The organism is Weeksella virosa DSM 16922, from assembly GCF_000189415.1.
Taxonomy (GTDB): Bacteria; Bacteroidota; Bacteroidia; order Flavobacteriales; family Weeksellaceae; genus Weeksella; species Weeksella virosa.
The window spans coordinates 1,794,697-1,808,814 of sequence record NC_015144.1 but is presented as its reverse complement, the minus strand read 5'-3'; the positions used below and the strand labels follow the sequence as shown (position 1 = coordinate 1,808,814).

Annotated in this window: 18 protein-coding genes; 6 read left to right on the top strand and 12 right to left on the bottom strand. The window is 35.1% G+C overall.

The features are described from left to right. Nucleotides 1–83 precede the first annotated feature (83 nt). The 7 genes from WEEVI_RS08760 to mtaB form a co-directional block, all read right to left on the bottom strand. Entirely contained in the window at nt 84–278 is a 195-nt protein-coding gene (locus WEEVI_RS08760) for a hypothetical protein (RefSeq protein ID WP_041942144.1), read from the bottom strand. Next, on the bottom strand, nt 256–459 hold the full coding sequence (locus WEEVI_RS08755; RefSeq protein ID WP_126414833.1) for a hypothetical protein: 204 nt from the start codon (nt 457–459) through the stop codon (nt 256–258). Before WEEVI_RS08755 ends, WEEVI_RS08760 begins: the two co-directional genes overlap by 23 nt. A 112-nt stretch (nt 460–571) precedes the next feature. Continuing rightward, on the bottom strand, nt 572–748 hold the full coding sequence (locus WEEVI_RS11375) for a hypothetical protein (RefSeq protein WP_169308970.1): 177 nt from the start codon (nt 746–748) through the stop codon (nt 572–574). 60 nt (nt 749–808) lie between these two features. Next, nucleotides 809–1,024, bottom strand: a complete 216-nt coding sequence (locus WEEVI_RS08750) for a carboxypeptidase-like regulatory domain-containing protein (RefSeq protein ID WP_348994404.1) — start codon at nt 1,022–1,024, stop codon at nt 809–811. Nucleotides 1,025–1,136: 112 nt separating this feature from the next. Beyond that, nucleotides 1,137–1,667 (bottom strand): DUF4136 domain-containing protein, encoded by a 531-nt coding sequence (locus WEEVI_RS08745; RefSeq protein WP_013598783.1) that lies wholly within the window; start codon nt 1,665–1,667, stop codon nt 1,137–1,139. Between the two features lie 147 nt (nt 1,668–1,814). Next, entirely contained in the window at nt 1,815–2,420 is a 606-nt protein-coding gene (locus tag WEEVI_RS08740) for a porin family protein (RefSeq protein ID WP_013598782.1), read from the bottom strand. 24 nt (nt 2,421–2,444) lie between these two features. Continuing rightward, entirely contained in the window at nt 2,445–3,779 is a 1,335-nt protein-coding gene (gene mtaB, locus WEEVI_RS08735; RefSeq protein ID WP_013598781.1) for a tRNA (N(6)-L-threonylcarbamoyladenosine(37)-C(2))-methylthiotransferase MtaB, read from the bottom strand. Between the two features lie 39 nt (nt 3,780–3,818). On the opposite strand from mtaB, the gene WEEVI_RS08730 reads away from it, so the two are divergent. Beyond that, nucleotides 3,819–5,429: an ABC transporter substrate-binding protein gene (locus tag WEEVI_RS08730; protein WP_013598780.1), complete on the top strand. Its 1,611-nt coding sequence runs from the start codon at nt 3,819–3,821 to the stop codon at nt 5,427–5,429. A 238-nt stretch (nt 5,430–5,667) separates the two neighbouring features. Continuing rightward, nucleotides 5,668–7,245: an FMN-binding glutamate synthase family protein gene (locus tag WEEVI_RS08725; protein ID WP_013598779.1), complete on the top strand. Its 1,578-nt coding sequence runs from the start codon at nt 5,668–5,670 to the stop codon at nt 7,243–7,245. Nucleotides 7,246–7,361: 116 nt separating this feature from the next. Here the strand turns inward: WEEVI_RS08725 and WEEVI_RS08720 are convergent, their stop codons facing one another. Further along, the gene (locus WEEVI_RS08720; RefSeq protein ID WP_013598778.1) at nt 7,362–8,174 is read right to left on the bottom strand and encodes a purine-nucleoside phosphorylase; all 813 of its coding nucleotides are present in this window, start codon (nt 8,172–8,174) and stop codon (nt 7,362–7,364) included. Beyond that, the gene (gene lpxK / locus WEEVI_RS08715) at nt 8,146–9,186 is read right to left on the bottom strand and encodes a tetraacyldisaccharide 4'-kinase (RefSeq protein ID WP_013598777.1); all 1,041 of its coding nucleotides are present in this window, start codon (nt 9,184–9,186) and stop codon (nt 8,146–8,148) included. Before lpxK ends, WEEVI_RS08720 begins: the two co-directional genes overlap by 29 nt. Before the next feature lie 80 nt (nt 9,187–9,266). Here lpxK and WEEVI_RS08710 point away from each other — a divergent pair, with 80 nt between their 5' ends. After that, entirely contained in the window at nt 9,267–10,103 is an 837-nt protein-coding gene (locus WEEVI_RS08710; RefSeq protein ID WP_232013405.1) for a cobalamin-binding protein, read from the top strand. Here WEEVI_RS08710 and murB read toward each other — a convergent pair. Then, nucleotides 10,075–11,115 carry a UDP-N-acetylmuramate dehydrogenase gene (gene murB / locus WEEVI_RS08705; RefSeq protein ID WP_013598775.1) on the bottom strand — a complete coding sequence of 347 codons (1,041 nt, stop codon included), beginning with the start codon at nt 11,113–11,115 and terminating at the stop codon, nt 10,075–10,077. The two genes, WEEVI_RS08710 and murB, sit on opposite strands and share 29 nt — an antisense overlap. A 3-nt stretch (nt 11,116–11,118) precedes the next feature. Beyond that, complete coding sequence (locus WEEVI_RS08700) at nt 11,119–12,318, bottom strand: pyridoxal phosphate-dependent aminotransferase (RefSeq protein ID WP_013598774.1); 1,200 nt, start codon at nt 12,316–12,318, stop codon at nt 11,119–11,121. Between the two features lie 99 nt (nt 12,319–12,417). Here WEEVI_RS08700 and WEEVI_RS08695 point away from each other — a divergent pair, with 99 nt between their 5' ends. The 3 genes from WEEVI_RS08695 (at nt 12,418) to WEEVI_RS08685 (ending at nt 13,496) form a co-directional block, all read left to right on the top strand. Next, nucleotides 12,418–12,765, top strand: a complete 348-nt coding sequence (locus WEEVI_RS08695; protein ID WP_013598773.1) for a YtxH domain-containing protein — start codon at nt 12,418–12,420, stop codon at nt 12,763–12,765. Nucleotides 12,766–12,826: 61 nt separating this feature from the next. Then, on the top strand, nt 12,827–13,171 hold the full coding sequence (locus tag WEEVI_RS08690) for a phage holin family protein (protein ID WP_013598772.1): 345 nt from the start codon (nt 12,827–12,829) through the stop codon (nt 13,169–13,171). Continuing rightward, nucleotides 13,155–13,496: a hypothetical protein gene (locus tag WEEVI_RS08685; protein WP_013598771.1), complete on the top strand. Its 342-nt coding sequence runs from the start codon at nt 13,155–13,157 to the stop codon at nt 13,494–13,496. Before WEEVI_RS08690 ends, WEEVI_RS08685 begins: the two co-directional genes overlap by 17 nt. 4 nt (nt 13,497–13,500) lie before the next feature. On the opposite strand, the gene WEEVI_RS08680 is transcribed toward WEEVI_RS08685, so the two are convergent. Further along, nucleotides 13,501–14,028 (bottom strand): YqiA/YcfP family alpha/beta fold hydrolase, encoded by a 528-nt coding sequence (locus WEEVI_RS08680; protein WP_013598770.1) that lies wholly within the window; start codon nt 14,026–14,028, stop codon nt 13,501–13,503. Nucleotides 14,029–14,118 lie beyond the last annotated feature (90 nt).

Below are 14,118 nucleotides of genomic sequence, written 5' to 3'. Positions count from 1 at the left end.
CTTTTTTTTGGCATAATCTTTCGATAGCAAATACGCGAACTTTTCCCATGTAAAATATTGCTCCAAAATTATATCTCCTGCTTCTATATAAAACCTTCTTTGGTAATTTCTACAGTTTTTTCAGCCGAATAATCGACACTTGATTGCCAACACATTTTTCCTCTTTTTACATAGCTTACATACGCCAAACCTTCTTTTTCTTTTTGGTATTCGATAGTATACAATCCATCAAAATCTAAATAAACCGAGGAATTATCACGAACGATCAACGGAATCATACAGGACTTTTTGATTGACTAGATACGCAATTTCTTTACCAGGAATAACCACGTTTTCACCCATTTTCACTTTCTCGATTGCCATACTATAGGGCAGATTTTCTTTCCGAATATATCGTTTCACCTCAAAACCATTTTCTTCTAATTGTTGATTATAAAGCGAACTCAAAAAATGTATCAAACTACCTGAGTAAACTTTTTCTCTATTCTTATACCATTTCTTTTTGCGTGATTTATTTCCTTCTATTTCTTTGAAAAAAACTCGAACCCAAAACCATTAAGGATTGTTGTTTTTAATCGATAGAAAACTTTTGTGGATCGTACTCAACATCATAGCCTAAATATATATTTTCCACTACTAACACATCTTTGGCACGAGCAATAAGGTCGCGTTGTTTCTCATCGAAATGAAACCGTAAAACTTGCGGATTTTTTATTTTAATTTTTTTAGAAACTTCGTCTAAACCCAAGATTTTTCTCGAAAAATGCTGTAATAATACTCCCGGTCTTTCGGGCTCATCGTTTGGATTTCAGCTGTTTATAATTGGATAGATAATATCTTCTTCCATCACAACTTCTAGCATCAATGTTTGATTGGATTGTAGATTGAGAATTTTGGTTTGAAAATAATCGTGACGAAAAATAAGATTGTGTTGACCATTCGGAAAATCGATCCGAAAAAAACCTTTATTATCCGTTTTTGTTGTTCGACTCGAACTATTGATCAAAACTTGTACGTTTACGATGGGTTATTGTGCTTCATCATACACATATCCTTCTACTCTATTTTGGGCTATTAATGGATAAAAAAATAGTATGCAAATGCATACTATTCCTTTTGGTAATCAATAATTGATATTATTTTTTTTGTCCAGGAGGAAAACTTTTAAGTATTTCGTTCACGGCTTGTGGAATCCGTTCTGATTTGGCAGAAATATTCGAAACATTCAACCCAGAACCTACTCCTTGCCATACCAAAATATTACGATTAAAATCGATAATATCTATAATAATGGTTCCTGAGGTATATTGCGAAACGCGTGACGCTGGTCCACCCCAATAAGGTCCCCAACCAAATCCATAGCCATACCAATCGTTATCCACGGTTATTTGTTCTTTAGAACTTGCCAAAATATTGACCACTAATTCTGGATTATCGTTAACTTTTTGGAAACCTTTTGCTGCCATTTCTTGGTCGATGGCTGCAATTATTCTACGTTTATCCAAATCGTTTAATGGTAATTTATCAAATCCTTTTTGGTGATAGCCATAGGTTTTATACTGAGTGAAATTCGTCGTCTTATCGTAATCGGTATTGACTTGTACTACTCCGCAACTCATCAATGTGAAAAAACATATCCCAATAAAAAAATAGGTTAACTTCTTCATACTCTTATATTTTACTTCTACTACGACTAAGATACGAATATTTTGAATATTATAAACGAAAAAATTCTTACCAAAGTAATAATCTTTATACACCTAATTCTTGCGCTAAAAATTAGCAAGAATACTAACTTTCAATACTCTTTTATTTTAAAATTTATAAGCGAATTGCAACGAGAATAGTGAAGAACGATTAACGCCAGTTCCGCTATCGCCAAAGGTTTTATAGGTGTCCGAAAGGCCATAACCGTAGCGAAGATTTGCTTCATATTTTCGTAAATACGAGTATCCTACGCCGAGATTAAAGGCTAAATCAAATTTATTTTCTGTTCCTGCAACAATTTCTGGACCTTTCTCATCAAAATTTTTAGAAACCAAGAATCCAACTTGCGGACCTGCCTCTATGAAAAAATCACTATCCTGATCATCAAAATAATATTTATACATAACCGGGATGTTGATATAATTGAGGAATGCTTTGTATTTTTTGCCGTTTTCGGTAAATTTAGAATACTCTCCTTCGTTGGCATACAAAACCTCTAGCTGTAGATAGTGCAGATTATTTTTGTAGGTTAGCGGAATCTCTACAAATCCACCGCCAGTAAAACCAAAACGCGTTTCGGAAATCCCATGAATAACCGTCGTGTTCGAAGCGCCTGCACCTGCTTTTACCCCGTACGAAATCTGTGCATCTACATGCTGAAATGCTAAAAATACAAGGGTTAAAAGACTTGCTTTTTTCAATATATTTTTCATTTTTTTAGAGTTTTATTTGAATTTCTATATTTCTATTGGTAGTTTTATTTTCACCTCGACAACACCTTGTGCGTTCAACATTCCGAGTTCTACTTCTTGTATCTGATTTATACTCTCTTCTTGATAATCGGCTTCAACTTTCACATAATTTTCTGTAAATCCATACATTTTACCATTTTTATTTTCATGCTCCCACAAAACTTTTTGTGTTGACCCTAATTGACTTTGATAAAATGCTAATCGTTTCTTTTCTGACAAAATCCGTAATCGCTTATTTCGTTCTTTCCGTACATGATACGGAACAACTCCAGGAAAATCTATTGCTTCTGTATTATCTCGCTCAGAATAGGTAAAAACATGCAAATAAGAAATGGGTAACGCTTGCAAAAAATGATACGTTTCCATAAACAACTCTTCAGTTTCACCTGGGAAACCAACAATAACATCCACACCGATACACGCGTTCGGCATTATTTTTCTAATACTTTCTACTCGATCTTTATACAAGGCTGTGAGATATCGACGCTTCATTTTTTTGAGTAAAACATCCGAACCTGATTGTAAAGGAATATGGAAATGCGGAACAAATCGTTTGCTTTGCGCTACAAAGGAGATGGTTTCGTTTTTCAAGAGATTGGGTTCGATTGATGAAATACGAATTCGCTCGATATTGTCCACCTCATCCAAAGCTTCTACCAACTCTAAGAAGGTATGCTCGTGCTTTTTATTACCGAATTCTCCTTTTCCATAATCACCAATATTCACGCCCGTAAGCACAATTTCTTTGATATCTTGATTGGCAATTTCTCTTGCATTTTTCAGGACATTATGCAATTCATCCGACCGAGAAATCCCCCGTGCTAATGGAATGGTACAATAGGTACATTTATAATCACAACCATCCTGAACTTTGAGAAAAGCACGCGTTCGATCTCCGATAGAATACGATCCTACATAGAAATCTGCTTCGTCTATTTCGCAAGAATGGATGATAGTTTCATCTTGTTTTTCCAAGTCATCTAGATATTGTGCAATGTTGAACTTTTCGGATGCACCCAGCACCAAATCTACTCCTTCTATCGAGGCAATTTCTTCAGGCTTCAACTGTGCATAACATCCTACCACAACCACAAACCCATTAGGATTTGCCTTAAGGGCGTTTTTCACTATAGTTCTACATTCTTTATCTGCATTGGCCGTCACCGAACAGGTATTGATAACGTATACACTAGCAGGCTGATGAAACTCAACTTTCTGATAACCATTATCTTGCAAATTTCTAGCAATTGTAGAGGTTTCGGAAAAATTTAATTTACATCCTAGTGTATAGAAAGCAACAGTTCTCGTATCTTGATTCATGCCACAAATTTAGTAAATTAGTCCCAAATTTTTATTAATTTGACAACAAAAACTATATATCACAAATACAAATACTGCCTGACTATCATTTTTTTAGCATTGCTAAGTGGCTGTACAACTGAAAATAAAGTCGACGACTCGATGATTTTCAGGCTCAATCGGTACGATAATATTTCTTCACTCGACCCAATCCAAGCAAGAACACAAGCTAATAATTGGGCTTGTAATTTGCTTTATAATAGTTTGGTAAAAATTGATTATAATCTGAATATTCAACCAGATATTGCTAAAAATTGGTCGATCTCTGAAGATGGTAAAACGTATACTTTTCTACTTCGTGATGATGTTTTTTTTCATCGTCATCCTGCATTCGGTAAAGATTCTACGCGTGCAGTCATCGCAAGCGATTTTACTTTCAGTTTCGATCGTCTAAAAGACCCTAAAAACAATGGTTCTGGTGGTTGGATTATGAGTAATATCGAATCTTATAAAGCACTGAATGATTCTGTTTTTCAAATTCAATTAAAAGAAGCCTTCCCACCTTTTTTAGGTCTAATAAGTATGAAATATGCTTCGGTTGTACCAAAAGAATTATTTACCGATGGTGAAAATAGTTTTACACAAAACCCTATTGGTACTGGGCCATTTCAATTCAAAATCTGGGTAGACAACGTAAAAATGGTTTTGAGAAAAAACCCTCTCTATTTCGAGTACGATGATAAAAATAAACGTTTACCTTATCTAGATGCCGTAAATATTACGTTTTTACCCGAAAAGAATTCAGAGTTTCTAGAGTTAATCAAAGGAAATTTGGATATGATGGCAGATTTAGATCCCTCTTATAAAGATGAAATTTTGAGTGCCAATGGCGAATTAAACTCGAAGTACAGTCATCAAATCCGACTCATCAAAGAACCTTATCTTAGCACCGTTTATTTTAGTTTTTATTTGGATGATGGGAAAGAAATTGATAAGCGTTTACGGCAAGCGATGAATTATGGCATTGACAAACAAAAAATTATCCGCTATTTGATGAAAGGACAAGGATTTGCTGCCGATGGCGGTTTTATCCCAAAAGGGTTAGCAGGACATTCCGCAAAAAACGGTTATCCTTATGACCCTAAAAAAGCAAAAAGTTTGATTGACTCTTACCGTAAAGAATACCCTAATAGCACAACGATAGAACTAACAACCGTGCAAGAATATGTAGATGTGTGCGAATATTTTGCAGCCGAAATGGCTAAGATCGGCTTAAAAACAAATGTAAATGTAGTACCAGGGCCGACTATGCGAGAAGGAAAATCGACAGGTAAATTTGCTTTTTTCCGTGCCAACTGGGGAGCTGATTACGCGGATGCAGAAAACTTTCTTTCTTTATTTTATAGTCAAAATTTTGCTCCAGAAGGTCCGAATTATTCTCACTTTCGTTCACCCGAATTCGACCAACTTTATCATCAATCATTTTTAGAAAATAATGCAGACAAAAGAGCTAAAATATACGAGAGATTAGACTACATTATGATGCAGGAAGCTCCAATTGTTCCTTTATTTTATGATCAGACGGCACTATTTACCAACAAAAAAGTAAAGAACCTACGCATGAGTCCTATAAAACTATTGGATTTGACGCGTGTTTATAAAGAAAAGTAAAATTCATTATTTATGTCAAATCATTTGATAATATTAAATATTAATAGTTGTTTTTTAGATTTTGTACAAATTTCTCATCAAAATTTGTTATGTTTTAGTATAACTGAAAAAGGACCAATTATAAAGTTTACAAATAGGTAAAAAATAATCAACAATATCTTTAAATAAATAATTTTACTCTGCTTTTTTTGAATATATTTGAAACGCTTAAATTAATGCTTAAAAAAAAATTGATTTTATGAAAGTCAGACAGCTATTCATCATAGCTTCCATTGCAGTTTTAGTCGCCATTGGAGTTATTTCTTTTTATTGGAAAGGAGTTCTTTGGTTTTTAATTTTCTTTCTACCGCTGATTTTACTGGGGCTTGTAGACATCACTCAGAAAAAGCATGCCATTAGAAGGAATTTTCCGATTATAGGTCATGGACGATATTTACTAGAAAGTATCCGACCAGAAATCATGCAATATTTTGTCGAAACCGATACCGAAGGAAAACCAATCAACCGCTTAATGCGTAGCATGGTTTATCGACGTGCAAAAAATGTAATCGACACGGTTCCCTTTGGTACACAAGAAGATGTTTATGCACCAGGTTACGAGTGGCTGAACCATTCTATGTACGCAGGAAAAATAAAACATGCAGATGATCCACGCGTGAAAATTGGTGGGCCAGATTGCAAACAACCTTATCTATCGTCATTACTAAATATATCGGCAATGAGCTTCGGTTCATTGAGTGAAAATGCTGTATTAGCAATGAACAAAGGAGCTAAATTAGGAAACTTCGCACACAACACTGGAGAAGGAGGTATTTCACCTTATCATTTGAATCCTGGTGGAGATTTGATTTGGCAAATAGGGACAGGTTATTTTGGATGTCGTGCTGCCGATGGTGGATTTGACCCAGAAAAATATATAGAAAGAGCAACTTTACCTAATGTAAAGATGATAGAACTGAAACTATCTCAAGGTGCAAAACCAGGACACGGAGGAATTCTTCCGGCCAACAAAAACACCCCAGAGATTGCAGCAATTCGTGCTGTAGAACCCTACACTACTGTAGACTCTCCTCCATCACACTCTGCTTTTAGTGATGCAGAAGGTATGATGCATTTTGTAAAACAACTACGCGATCTATCAGGAGGTAAACCAGTCGGATTTAAATTATGTATTGGTGTAAAACGAGAATTCCTTGAAATTTGTGAAGCCATGATTACTACCGGGATTAAGCCAGATTTTATCGTGATCGATGGTGGTGAAGGAGGAACCGGAGCTGCTCCTGTAGAATTCTCTAACTCTTTGGGGACTCCACTTCTAGATGGTTTAGCCTTCGCAATTGACACACTACGTGGTTATGACCTAAAAAAAGATATCAAAGTCATTGCAGCCGGAAAAATTATTTCTTCTTTCCATATGGCACGTGTCATGGCAATTGGGGCAGATTTATGTTATTCTGCTCGTGCGATGATGATGGCAGTAGGATGTATCCAGGCTTTACAATGTAACACCAATACTTGTCCGGTAGGTGTTGCTACGCAAGATCGAGAGCTGATGAAAGGACTTGACATTGAAGACAAAGCAACACGTATGTACAATTTTCACAAGAAAACTATGCATAATTTGTCTGAACTAATTTCTGCCACGGGTGTAAAATCTCATCGCGATTTTGATAGAACCTTTGTTAACTTACGAATAGATAAAACCAAAGTAAGAACATATGATCAATTGTATCCGATAGTAGAAGAAGGTTCTTATTTAGGAAAAACTAGAGAAGAAATCATGAGAATGGTTCAAGAGTCGAATATTGGAGGATAATGTACTTTCGGTACAATGTCTTTCATCCCTTTTAATAACAAATACAAAAAAGCAATCCAGTCTGGATTGCTTTTTATTTATAACAATATGCTAATAGTTTTTTGTTTTTATAAAAATTAGCCTTTTTCCAATACACCCTTCATTAATTTTATCACACTTGGCATAGCGGTATTAGCGGCATTCAAGACCTCTTCATGCGAAACAGGAAATGCAATTTCTGGACCACCTAAGTCTGTAATTACCGAAACACAAAACACACGCATATTCATGTGCTTAGCTACAATTACTTCTGGTACAGTACTCATCCCTACCGCATCACCACCAATATAACGCACCATTCCATATTCTGCTGGCGTTTCGAATGTTGGCCCTTGCAGTCCTACATAAACTCCTTTCTGTATGGTCAAGTTTTTCTCTTTTGCCACTTCTTCGGCAATCGAAATAAAATCTAAATCGTATGGTTTTGACATATCTACAAAACGAGGTCCCAATTCATCAATATTTTTACCTCGCAAAGGATGTTCCGGCATCATATTGATGTGATCTTTCAGAATCATTACATCTCCTACCTGGAAACTAGGATTCACACCTCCCGAAGCATTCGATAAAATCACTTTTTCTATCCCCAATCCTTTGAAAACTCTCATCGGGAAAGTAACTTCCTCCATCGAGTATCCTTCATAGTAATGAAAACGACCGGCCATCATCAATACCTTTTTACCTTCTATCTTCCCGTACACTAAGTGTCCTTTATGCCCCTCTACGGTTACTTGCGGGAAATTAGGGATTTCTTGATAAGGAATTACTATAGGATCTAGAATTTCATTCTCTAGTTTTCCTAAACCCGAACCCAAAACCACTACAAATTCGGGCTGTTCTGGTAGTCGCTTTTTTATATACTCAACTGCGTTTTTGATTCTCTCTAACATAGTCTATAATTAATTCGTTAAATTTTTTTTCATCGTTTAAAGTTACGCTTATTGGCAGATAATACATATCGTTCTTCAACGACTCTTCCTCCATCAGGCGCATGTAATCTTTTTCGGTGGTAAGCAAAATCCTTTCACCTTCTGTATTTTGATATCTTTTTCGGATATACTCTATTTCAGTATTACTAAAGTTATGATGATCTGGGAATTCTAAATGCAAAACTGCTCTAAATTTTTCTTCACAAAAAGCAACAAAATTTTGTGCATTTGCTATTCCTGTCACAACAACCGCATTGTAATTTAACCAGTTACTCATCGGAATTTCATCATGCAAACCAATAAGTTTTGTTGCATATTCTATCTTAGAAAAAAACAACTCTTGTTTTGGCTTCACTCTCAAACTTTCGCGTAATTGTTGAACGTTTTTTTCGGTAAGATTTTCTGGACATTTGGTCACAATAATTACATCTGCACGCTTAGCTCCCGCCCTACTTTCTCGCAGATTCCCGGCCGGCAATAAATAATCTTTACTGTATGGAAATTGATAATCTGTCAATAGAATATTGAATCCTGCTTTGATACTTCTATGTTGATATGCATCATCTAGAATAATTAAATCAGGATAAAAATCGCGGATTATTTTTTGTGTTCCTGTTACACGATTTTCACAAACTGTAACTATAATTTTATTTTTGAAACGACGAAAAAACTGCATCGGCTCATCACCAATATCGTACACTTTCGACTCGTAATTTGCAAACTTGAATCCTCTAGATTTTCGTCCATACCCTCTACTAAGGGTACAAACTTTGTAATTGTTTTTTAGTAGTTCTATTAGATATAGTACATGTGGAGATTTTCCTGTACCTCCAACGCTAAGATTTCCTACATTGATAATAGGTAAATCGAACTGTGTTTGTTTCAGAAATCCTATATTGTAAAAAACATTCCGAAGACTGCTTCCTAACCAATATAAACCCGAGAAAGGGAATAAAAGTTTACGCCAATTCATACTTTTTTACGTATTATCGTTGCGAAAATACCAAATTCTATTTGCTTTCTTACTAACAAAGAGTCATAAAGTTTGATGTTTTGTTTATCTTCGTAGGAAACAACCCAAAAAACAAGATGCTTTTTATCCAAAAACCACAAAGGATTATTTGTCTTACAGAAGAAGGAACAGAACTTTTGTATGCGGCTGGCCTACAAGACCGTTTGGTTGGGATTAGTGGTTTTACATATAGACCACCACAAGCAAGAAAAGAGAAACCCAAAATTTGTACATTTCTTGATGCAAAATTTGATGAAATTGACCAATTGCAACCAGACTTGATTGTTGGTTATTCTGATTTGCAAGCACCCATTGCCAAAGAGTTAATCGAAAGAGGCTATCCAGTTCATATTTTCAATCATCATACTTTGGAGGGAATTTTTGGATACATTCTACAATTTTTTGGCTTGATTGGCGAGCAGTCAATCGGGCAAAAGCTTATAGATGCGTATCAGAGACAATTAGAAGACTTGCACAATCGAACCAATCAATACCATAAAAAACCAAACGTATTTTTCGAAGAGTGGTATGATCCTATTATTGCTGCTAGCACTTGGGTACAAGAACTGATTGAACTTTTGGGTGGTGAAATTTCTTTTCCGGATAAAAAAATGGAAAAGTTAGCAAAAAATAGAATTTTACTTCACGAAGAAGTTGTGCAGAAAAATCCTGATATTCTTATTGGGTCTTGGTGCGGAAAAATGTTCAAACCAGAGGAGGTAAAGAAAAGAGAAGAGTTTGATAGGGTAAATGCAGTGAAAAACGACCATTTATACGAAATAAAATCCGAGCTGATTTTACAGCCCGGGCCTGCTGCTCTTACTGAGGGTGCTAAAGAAATTTTTCGTATCATCGAGCATTTTCATCGCAGCCAATAACATTGACTTCTCGCTCCATGTAAATGCCATATTTGGCATAGATATCGGTCACTATTTTTTCTGAAAGTTTATAGATCTCTTCTCCTGTTGCGTTACCGTAATTCACCAAAACCAATGCTTGCTTAGCATGCACACCTGCATCACCAAATCGTTTGCCTTTCCAGCCTGCATTTTCAATCAACCAACCTGCGGCTATTTTCATACTTCCATCGGCATTGGGATAAGCAACAATTTCTGGATAAGAGGTTTGTAACTCCCTATACTTTTCGACAGAAACAGACGGGTTTTTAAAGAAACTTCCAGAATTCGGAATCACATCAGGATCGGGTAATTTGCTTTGTCTAATTTTGATCACTGCCGAACTGATATCTTTTATCGTTGGAGTAGAAATACCTTCTAATGTTAATTCTTGTTGAATAGCTCCGTACGAAGTTTTCAATTGGTGACTCCTTTTGGTTAGTTCAAAAGTTGCACTTACTAATACAAAATTTCCTTTTTCTTCGTTCTTGAATATCGATTCGCGATACCCGAACCGACAGGCTTCTTTGCTAAAGATATGGATTGTATTATCGAGAATTTTCAGTGCTTCTACTTCGATCAAAGTATCTTTAATTTCTACTCCGTATGCACCTATATTTTGCATAGGTGCAGTGCCGACATTTCCTGGGATCAAGGATAAATTTTCTAAACCACCAAATCCTTTATCTAGGGTTGATAGAACGAATTGGTGCCAATTTTCACCAGCCATTGCTTTTATCCAAACAATATCTTCGGTTTCTTTGACTATAGAAATACCTTTCAGACTTAGTTTTATTACCAATCCATCGAAATTATCCAAAAAAAGAACATTACTTCCTCCGCCCAAGAACAATAACTGTAACGATTTTTCTTTGGCAAAGTCCAAAGCAAATTGTAAATCTTCTAGGGATTTCGCCTCGATAAAATAACGTGCAACAACTGATAAGCGGAAAGTATTGTAATATTTTAGGGAATAATTTTCTCTGATTTCCATGTTTTATCTTTTGGTTCCTGGATAACTTTCGAGGGCTAACTTTATTAATTCTACCGAACGTCTCAGATCATTTTCATTTAATACATAAGCCAAACGAACTTCTTGCAAGCCCGAGTTTGGAGTGCTATAGAACCCTGCTGCTGGCGCAACCATAACCGTTTCTTGATTATCTTGAAATTCTTCTAACAACCAAATGGCAAATTTTTCGGCATTATCTACTGGCAGTTGAGCCACGCAGTAGAAAGCTCCTTTGGGAGTTGGACAAAATACACCTGGGATTTCATTGAGCCCGTTTACCAAAATATCTCGACGTTTTAGATATTCTTCGCGGCAATCTTCGAAATAGGTTCCAGGATTATTGTGAGCTTGTGTAGCAATATATTGTGAAATTTCGCATGGGCTTAATCGGGCTTGGGCAAACTTCATGGCTGCCTTAAGAAAAGTTTCATTTCTAGAAATCAAAGCACCGCTCCTTGCACCACACAAACTAAATCGTTTTGATTCTGAATCGATGACAATTGCATTTTCTTTTAAATCATCAAAAGATAAAATCGAAGTAAATTCTTTATCTGTGTATAAATATTCGGCATAAACCTCATCTGCAATCAAATATAAATCGTGTTTCAGCACCAAGTCTTTTAATTGAGTCAATTCTTCTTTGCTGTACACATAACCGGTAGGATTACCTGGATTACAAATTAGGATTGCTCGTGTTTTATCGGTAATCTTATTTGCAAACTCCTCGATTGATGGTAACGCAAAACCATTTTCTATGGTAGAAACTACGGGTACAATCTTCACTTCATTGTTGCATGTAAAACCGTTATAGTTAGCATAAAAAGGTTCTGGTATGATGATTTCATCATTTGGATTACAAATTATCGAAAAGAGCATCAATAAAGCTTCTGAACCGCCTAAGGTTGCGATAAAATTCTCAGGTCGTAAATGAATATTTCTATTCGTAAAATAGTTTGCCAATGCTTCTCTATAGGCCAATGTACCTTCGGAATGGGTGTAAGAAATAATCGTTTCATCGAAGTTTTTCAAACCCTCTAAAGCGGCTTTTGGCGAATCTATATCAGGTTGTCCAATGTTTAGGTGAAACACTTTTTTCCCATTACTTTTAGCTTTATCTGCGTAAGGGACAAGCTTTCTGATAGGTGAAGCAGGCATTTGCAATGCTTTTTCTGAAATAATTCTCATTTTAATATTTTTTTAATATCTCTTTACTGGTATGGCACCGTTTTTGAACCATATGATGATGTAAAATTACAAACGTTTAATCTCAAAAAAAACTTTATTATGAGTAAATTAAATAATGCTACTAAATTATTAGCAGGTTTAGCAATCGGTACAGCAATCGGAGCAGTTGTAGGCTTATTATACGCTCCTGAATCGGGTGAAGATTCACGCAAAAAACTAAAAAAAGAGGCTGACAAAATCAAAAAAGAATTGGACAAATACGCTAATGACTTTTCTGATAAAGCTAAGAAAAGTAAAAAAGAATTAGAAGCTAAGTTAGAAGAAGTAAAAAATAAATTAGCAGAACAAAAAGACGAGTTAATTGCAAAAGCAAAAAACGCCAAGAACGAGGCTAAAGATAAATTAGAAGAAGCTCAGGACGAGTTTCAAAAAAATGTAGGAGTTTAATCCTACATTTTTTCTATCTTTTTAGTTTCTTTATTATTGTTCAGTCCCTTAATTTTATTGTATGTTTAAAGATCTAAAAAACCATATCAATAATCGTATTACCCTAGTAAAATATGAAATAGTTGACTCTACTAGTCACATGATTTCTTCTGCAGTATATATTCTTATTATGGCGGTACTTGGTTTTTTTTTACTATTAATTGGTAGTATTGCAGCAGGCTTTTTATTGGGTAAAGTTTTTGACGACAATGGATTAGGTTTCTTGGCAATTACGGGACTTTACTGTTTATTTTTGCTCATTGGAATTTTATTTCGCAAAAAAATTAAACTTTCCATAACGAATACTGCAGTTTTTAATTCTATGAATGCACTTACAAACCAAAATAAGGATGAAGAAGAAGACTAATAAATACACTCCTGGACAAGCAATTACAAATATTGATGAGTTACGTGCTGCAAAGCGTTATTTAAAAAGACAAATCAACGAAAGCGAACATGCTCAGGACAATTCTATTTTGGGAAAAGCTGTGGGGTTTATAGGAAATATGAATTCTGCCGATAGTATTGTTTCGAATAGGATACAACGCTCACTAAATCTTGTTGCTGAAAAAATTTCTACACGATACCCGATGGGTGGTGTTTCGAAGTATATTTTATCGGGTTTGGTTGTAATTACAGTTCCGATTATTACATCAAAACTCCAAAAATTTATTCAGAAAAAACTCTCTTAACTTTTTATTGCTCAATTTCATTCAGCCATTGAAAAAAGAGCGTGAAGTAACGCTGGAATTCTTCAAGCGAAACGCGATGTTCTAAGTTTTCATCGGTTAGTAAATATTTTTCATACACATTATTTCCGCTTAGTTGCTCATAAAATTTCAACTGTTCATCATAAGATATGACTGTGTCTAGTTTACCAGCAACTATATATGTGGGTGCTAAACTTTCTTTCAGTTCGAACTCTTTTGGTACAAAACTTTTCACTTCTTCATAGCGTGTTACACCAGGATTCAACAACAAACATGGTAATTGTTTAATTCTACTTAATAAATACGCTAGTATTGCTCCTAAACTTGTACCACTTAGTATTTCTATTTTTTCTTTTTCGATCAGATTCAACAAATCCTTTATAACAGTCTTTGCCTCTGCATCATAGTCAATCAACGGATATTGTGCATGGGCAATAGTGTCTAGGAAATCTTTTTTTTCCTTAGTTGTAAATCCTTGATAACCATGCAAGTATAGTAATTTCTTTTTTCTCATAGTTCTTTTTTTATTTAATATAAAAAAATAACCATCATGATAACTATAATGGTTATTTCTTTTATTAAACTTACATTCGAATGTGTTTTT

Excerpts from the sequence above, each read along its gene's own strand:
- WEEVI_RS08760 (WP_041942144.1), bottom strand. The coding sequence starts at position 278 with ATGATTCCGTTGATCGTTCGTGATAATTCCTCGGTTTATTTAGATTTT.
- WEEVI_RS08745 (WP_013598783.1), bottom strand. The coding sequence starts at position 1,667 with ATGAAGAAGTTAACCTATTTTTTTATTGGGATATGTTTTTTCACATTG.
- WEEVI_RS08740 (WP_013598782.1), bottom strand. The coding sequence starts at position 2,420 with ATGAAAAATATATTGAAAAAAGCAAGTCTTTTAACCCTTGTATTTTTA.
- mtaB (WP_013598781.1), bottom strand. The coding sequence starts at position 3,779 with ATGAATCAAGATACGAGAACTGTTGCTTTCTATACACTAGGATGTAAA.
- WEEVI_RS08725 (WP_013598779.1), top strand. The coding sequence starts at position 5,668 with ATGAAAGTCAGACAGCTATTCATCATAGCTTCCATTGCAGTTTTAGTC.
- WEEVI_RS08720 (WP_013598778.1), bottom strand. The coding sequence starts at position 8,174 with ATGTTAGAGAGAATCAAAAACGCAGTTGAGTATATAAAAAAGCGACTA.
- lpxK (WP_013598777.1), bottom strand. The coding sequence starts at position 9,186 with ATGAATTGGCGTAAACTTTTATTCCCTTTCTCGGGTTTATATTGGTTA.
- murB (WP_013598775.1), bottom strand. The coding sequence starts at position 11,115 with ATGGAAATCAGAGAAAATTATTCCCTAAAATATTACAATACTTTCCGC.
- WEEVI_RS08700 (WP_013598774.1), bottom strand. The coding sequence starts at position 12,318 with ATGAGAATTATTTCAGAAAAAGCATTGCAAATGCCTGCTTCACCTATC.
- WEEVI_RS08695 (WP_013598773.1), top strand. The coding sequence starts at position 12,418 with ATGAGTAAATTAAATAATGCTACTAAATTATTAGCAGGTTTAGCAATC.
- WEEVI_RS08690 (WP_013598772.1), top strand. The coding sequence starts at position 12,827 with ATGTTTAAAGATCTAAAAAACCATATCAATAATCGTATTACCCTAGTA.
- WEEVI_RS08685 (WP_013598771.1), top strand. The coding sequence starts at position 13,155 with ATGAAGAAGAAGACTAATAAATACACTCCTGGACAAGCAATTACAAAT.
- WEEVI_RS08680 (WP_013598770.1), bottom strand. The coding sequence starts at position 14,028 with ATGAGAAAAAAGAAATTACTATACTTGCATGGTTATCAAGGATTTACA.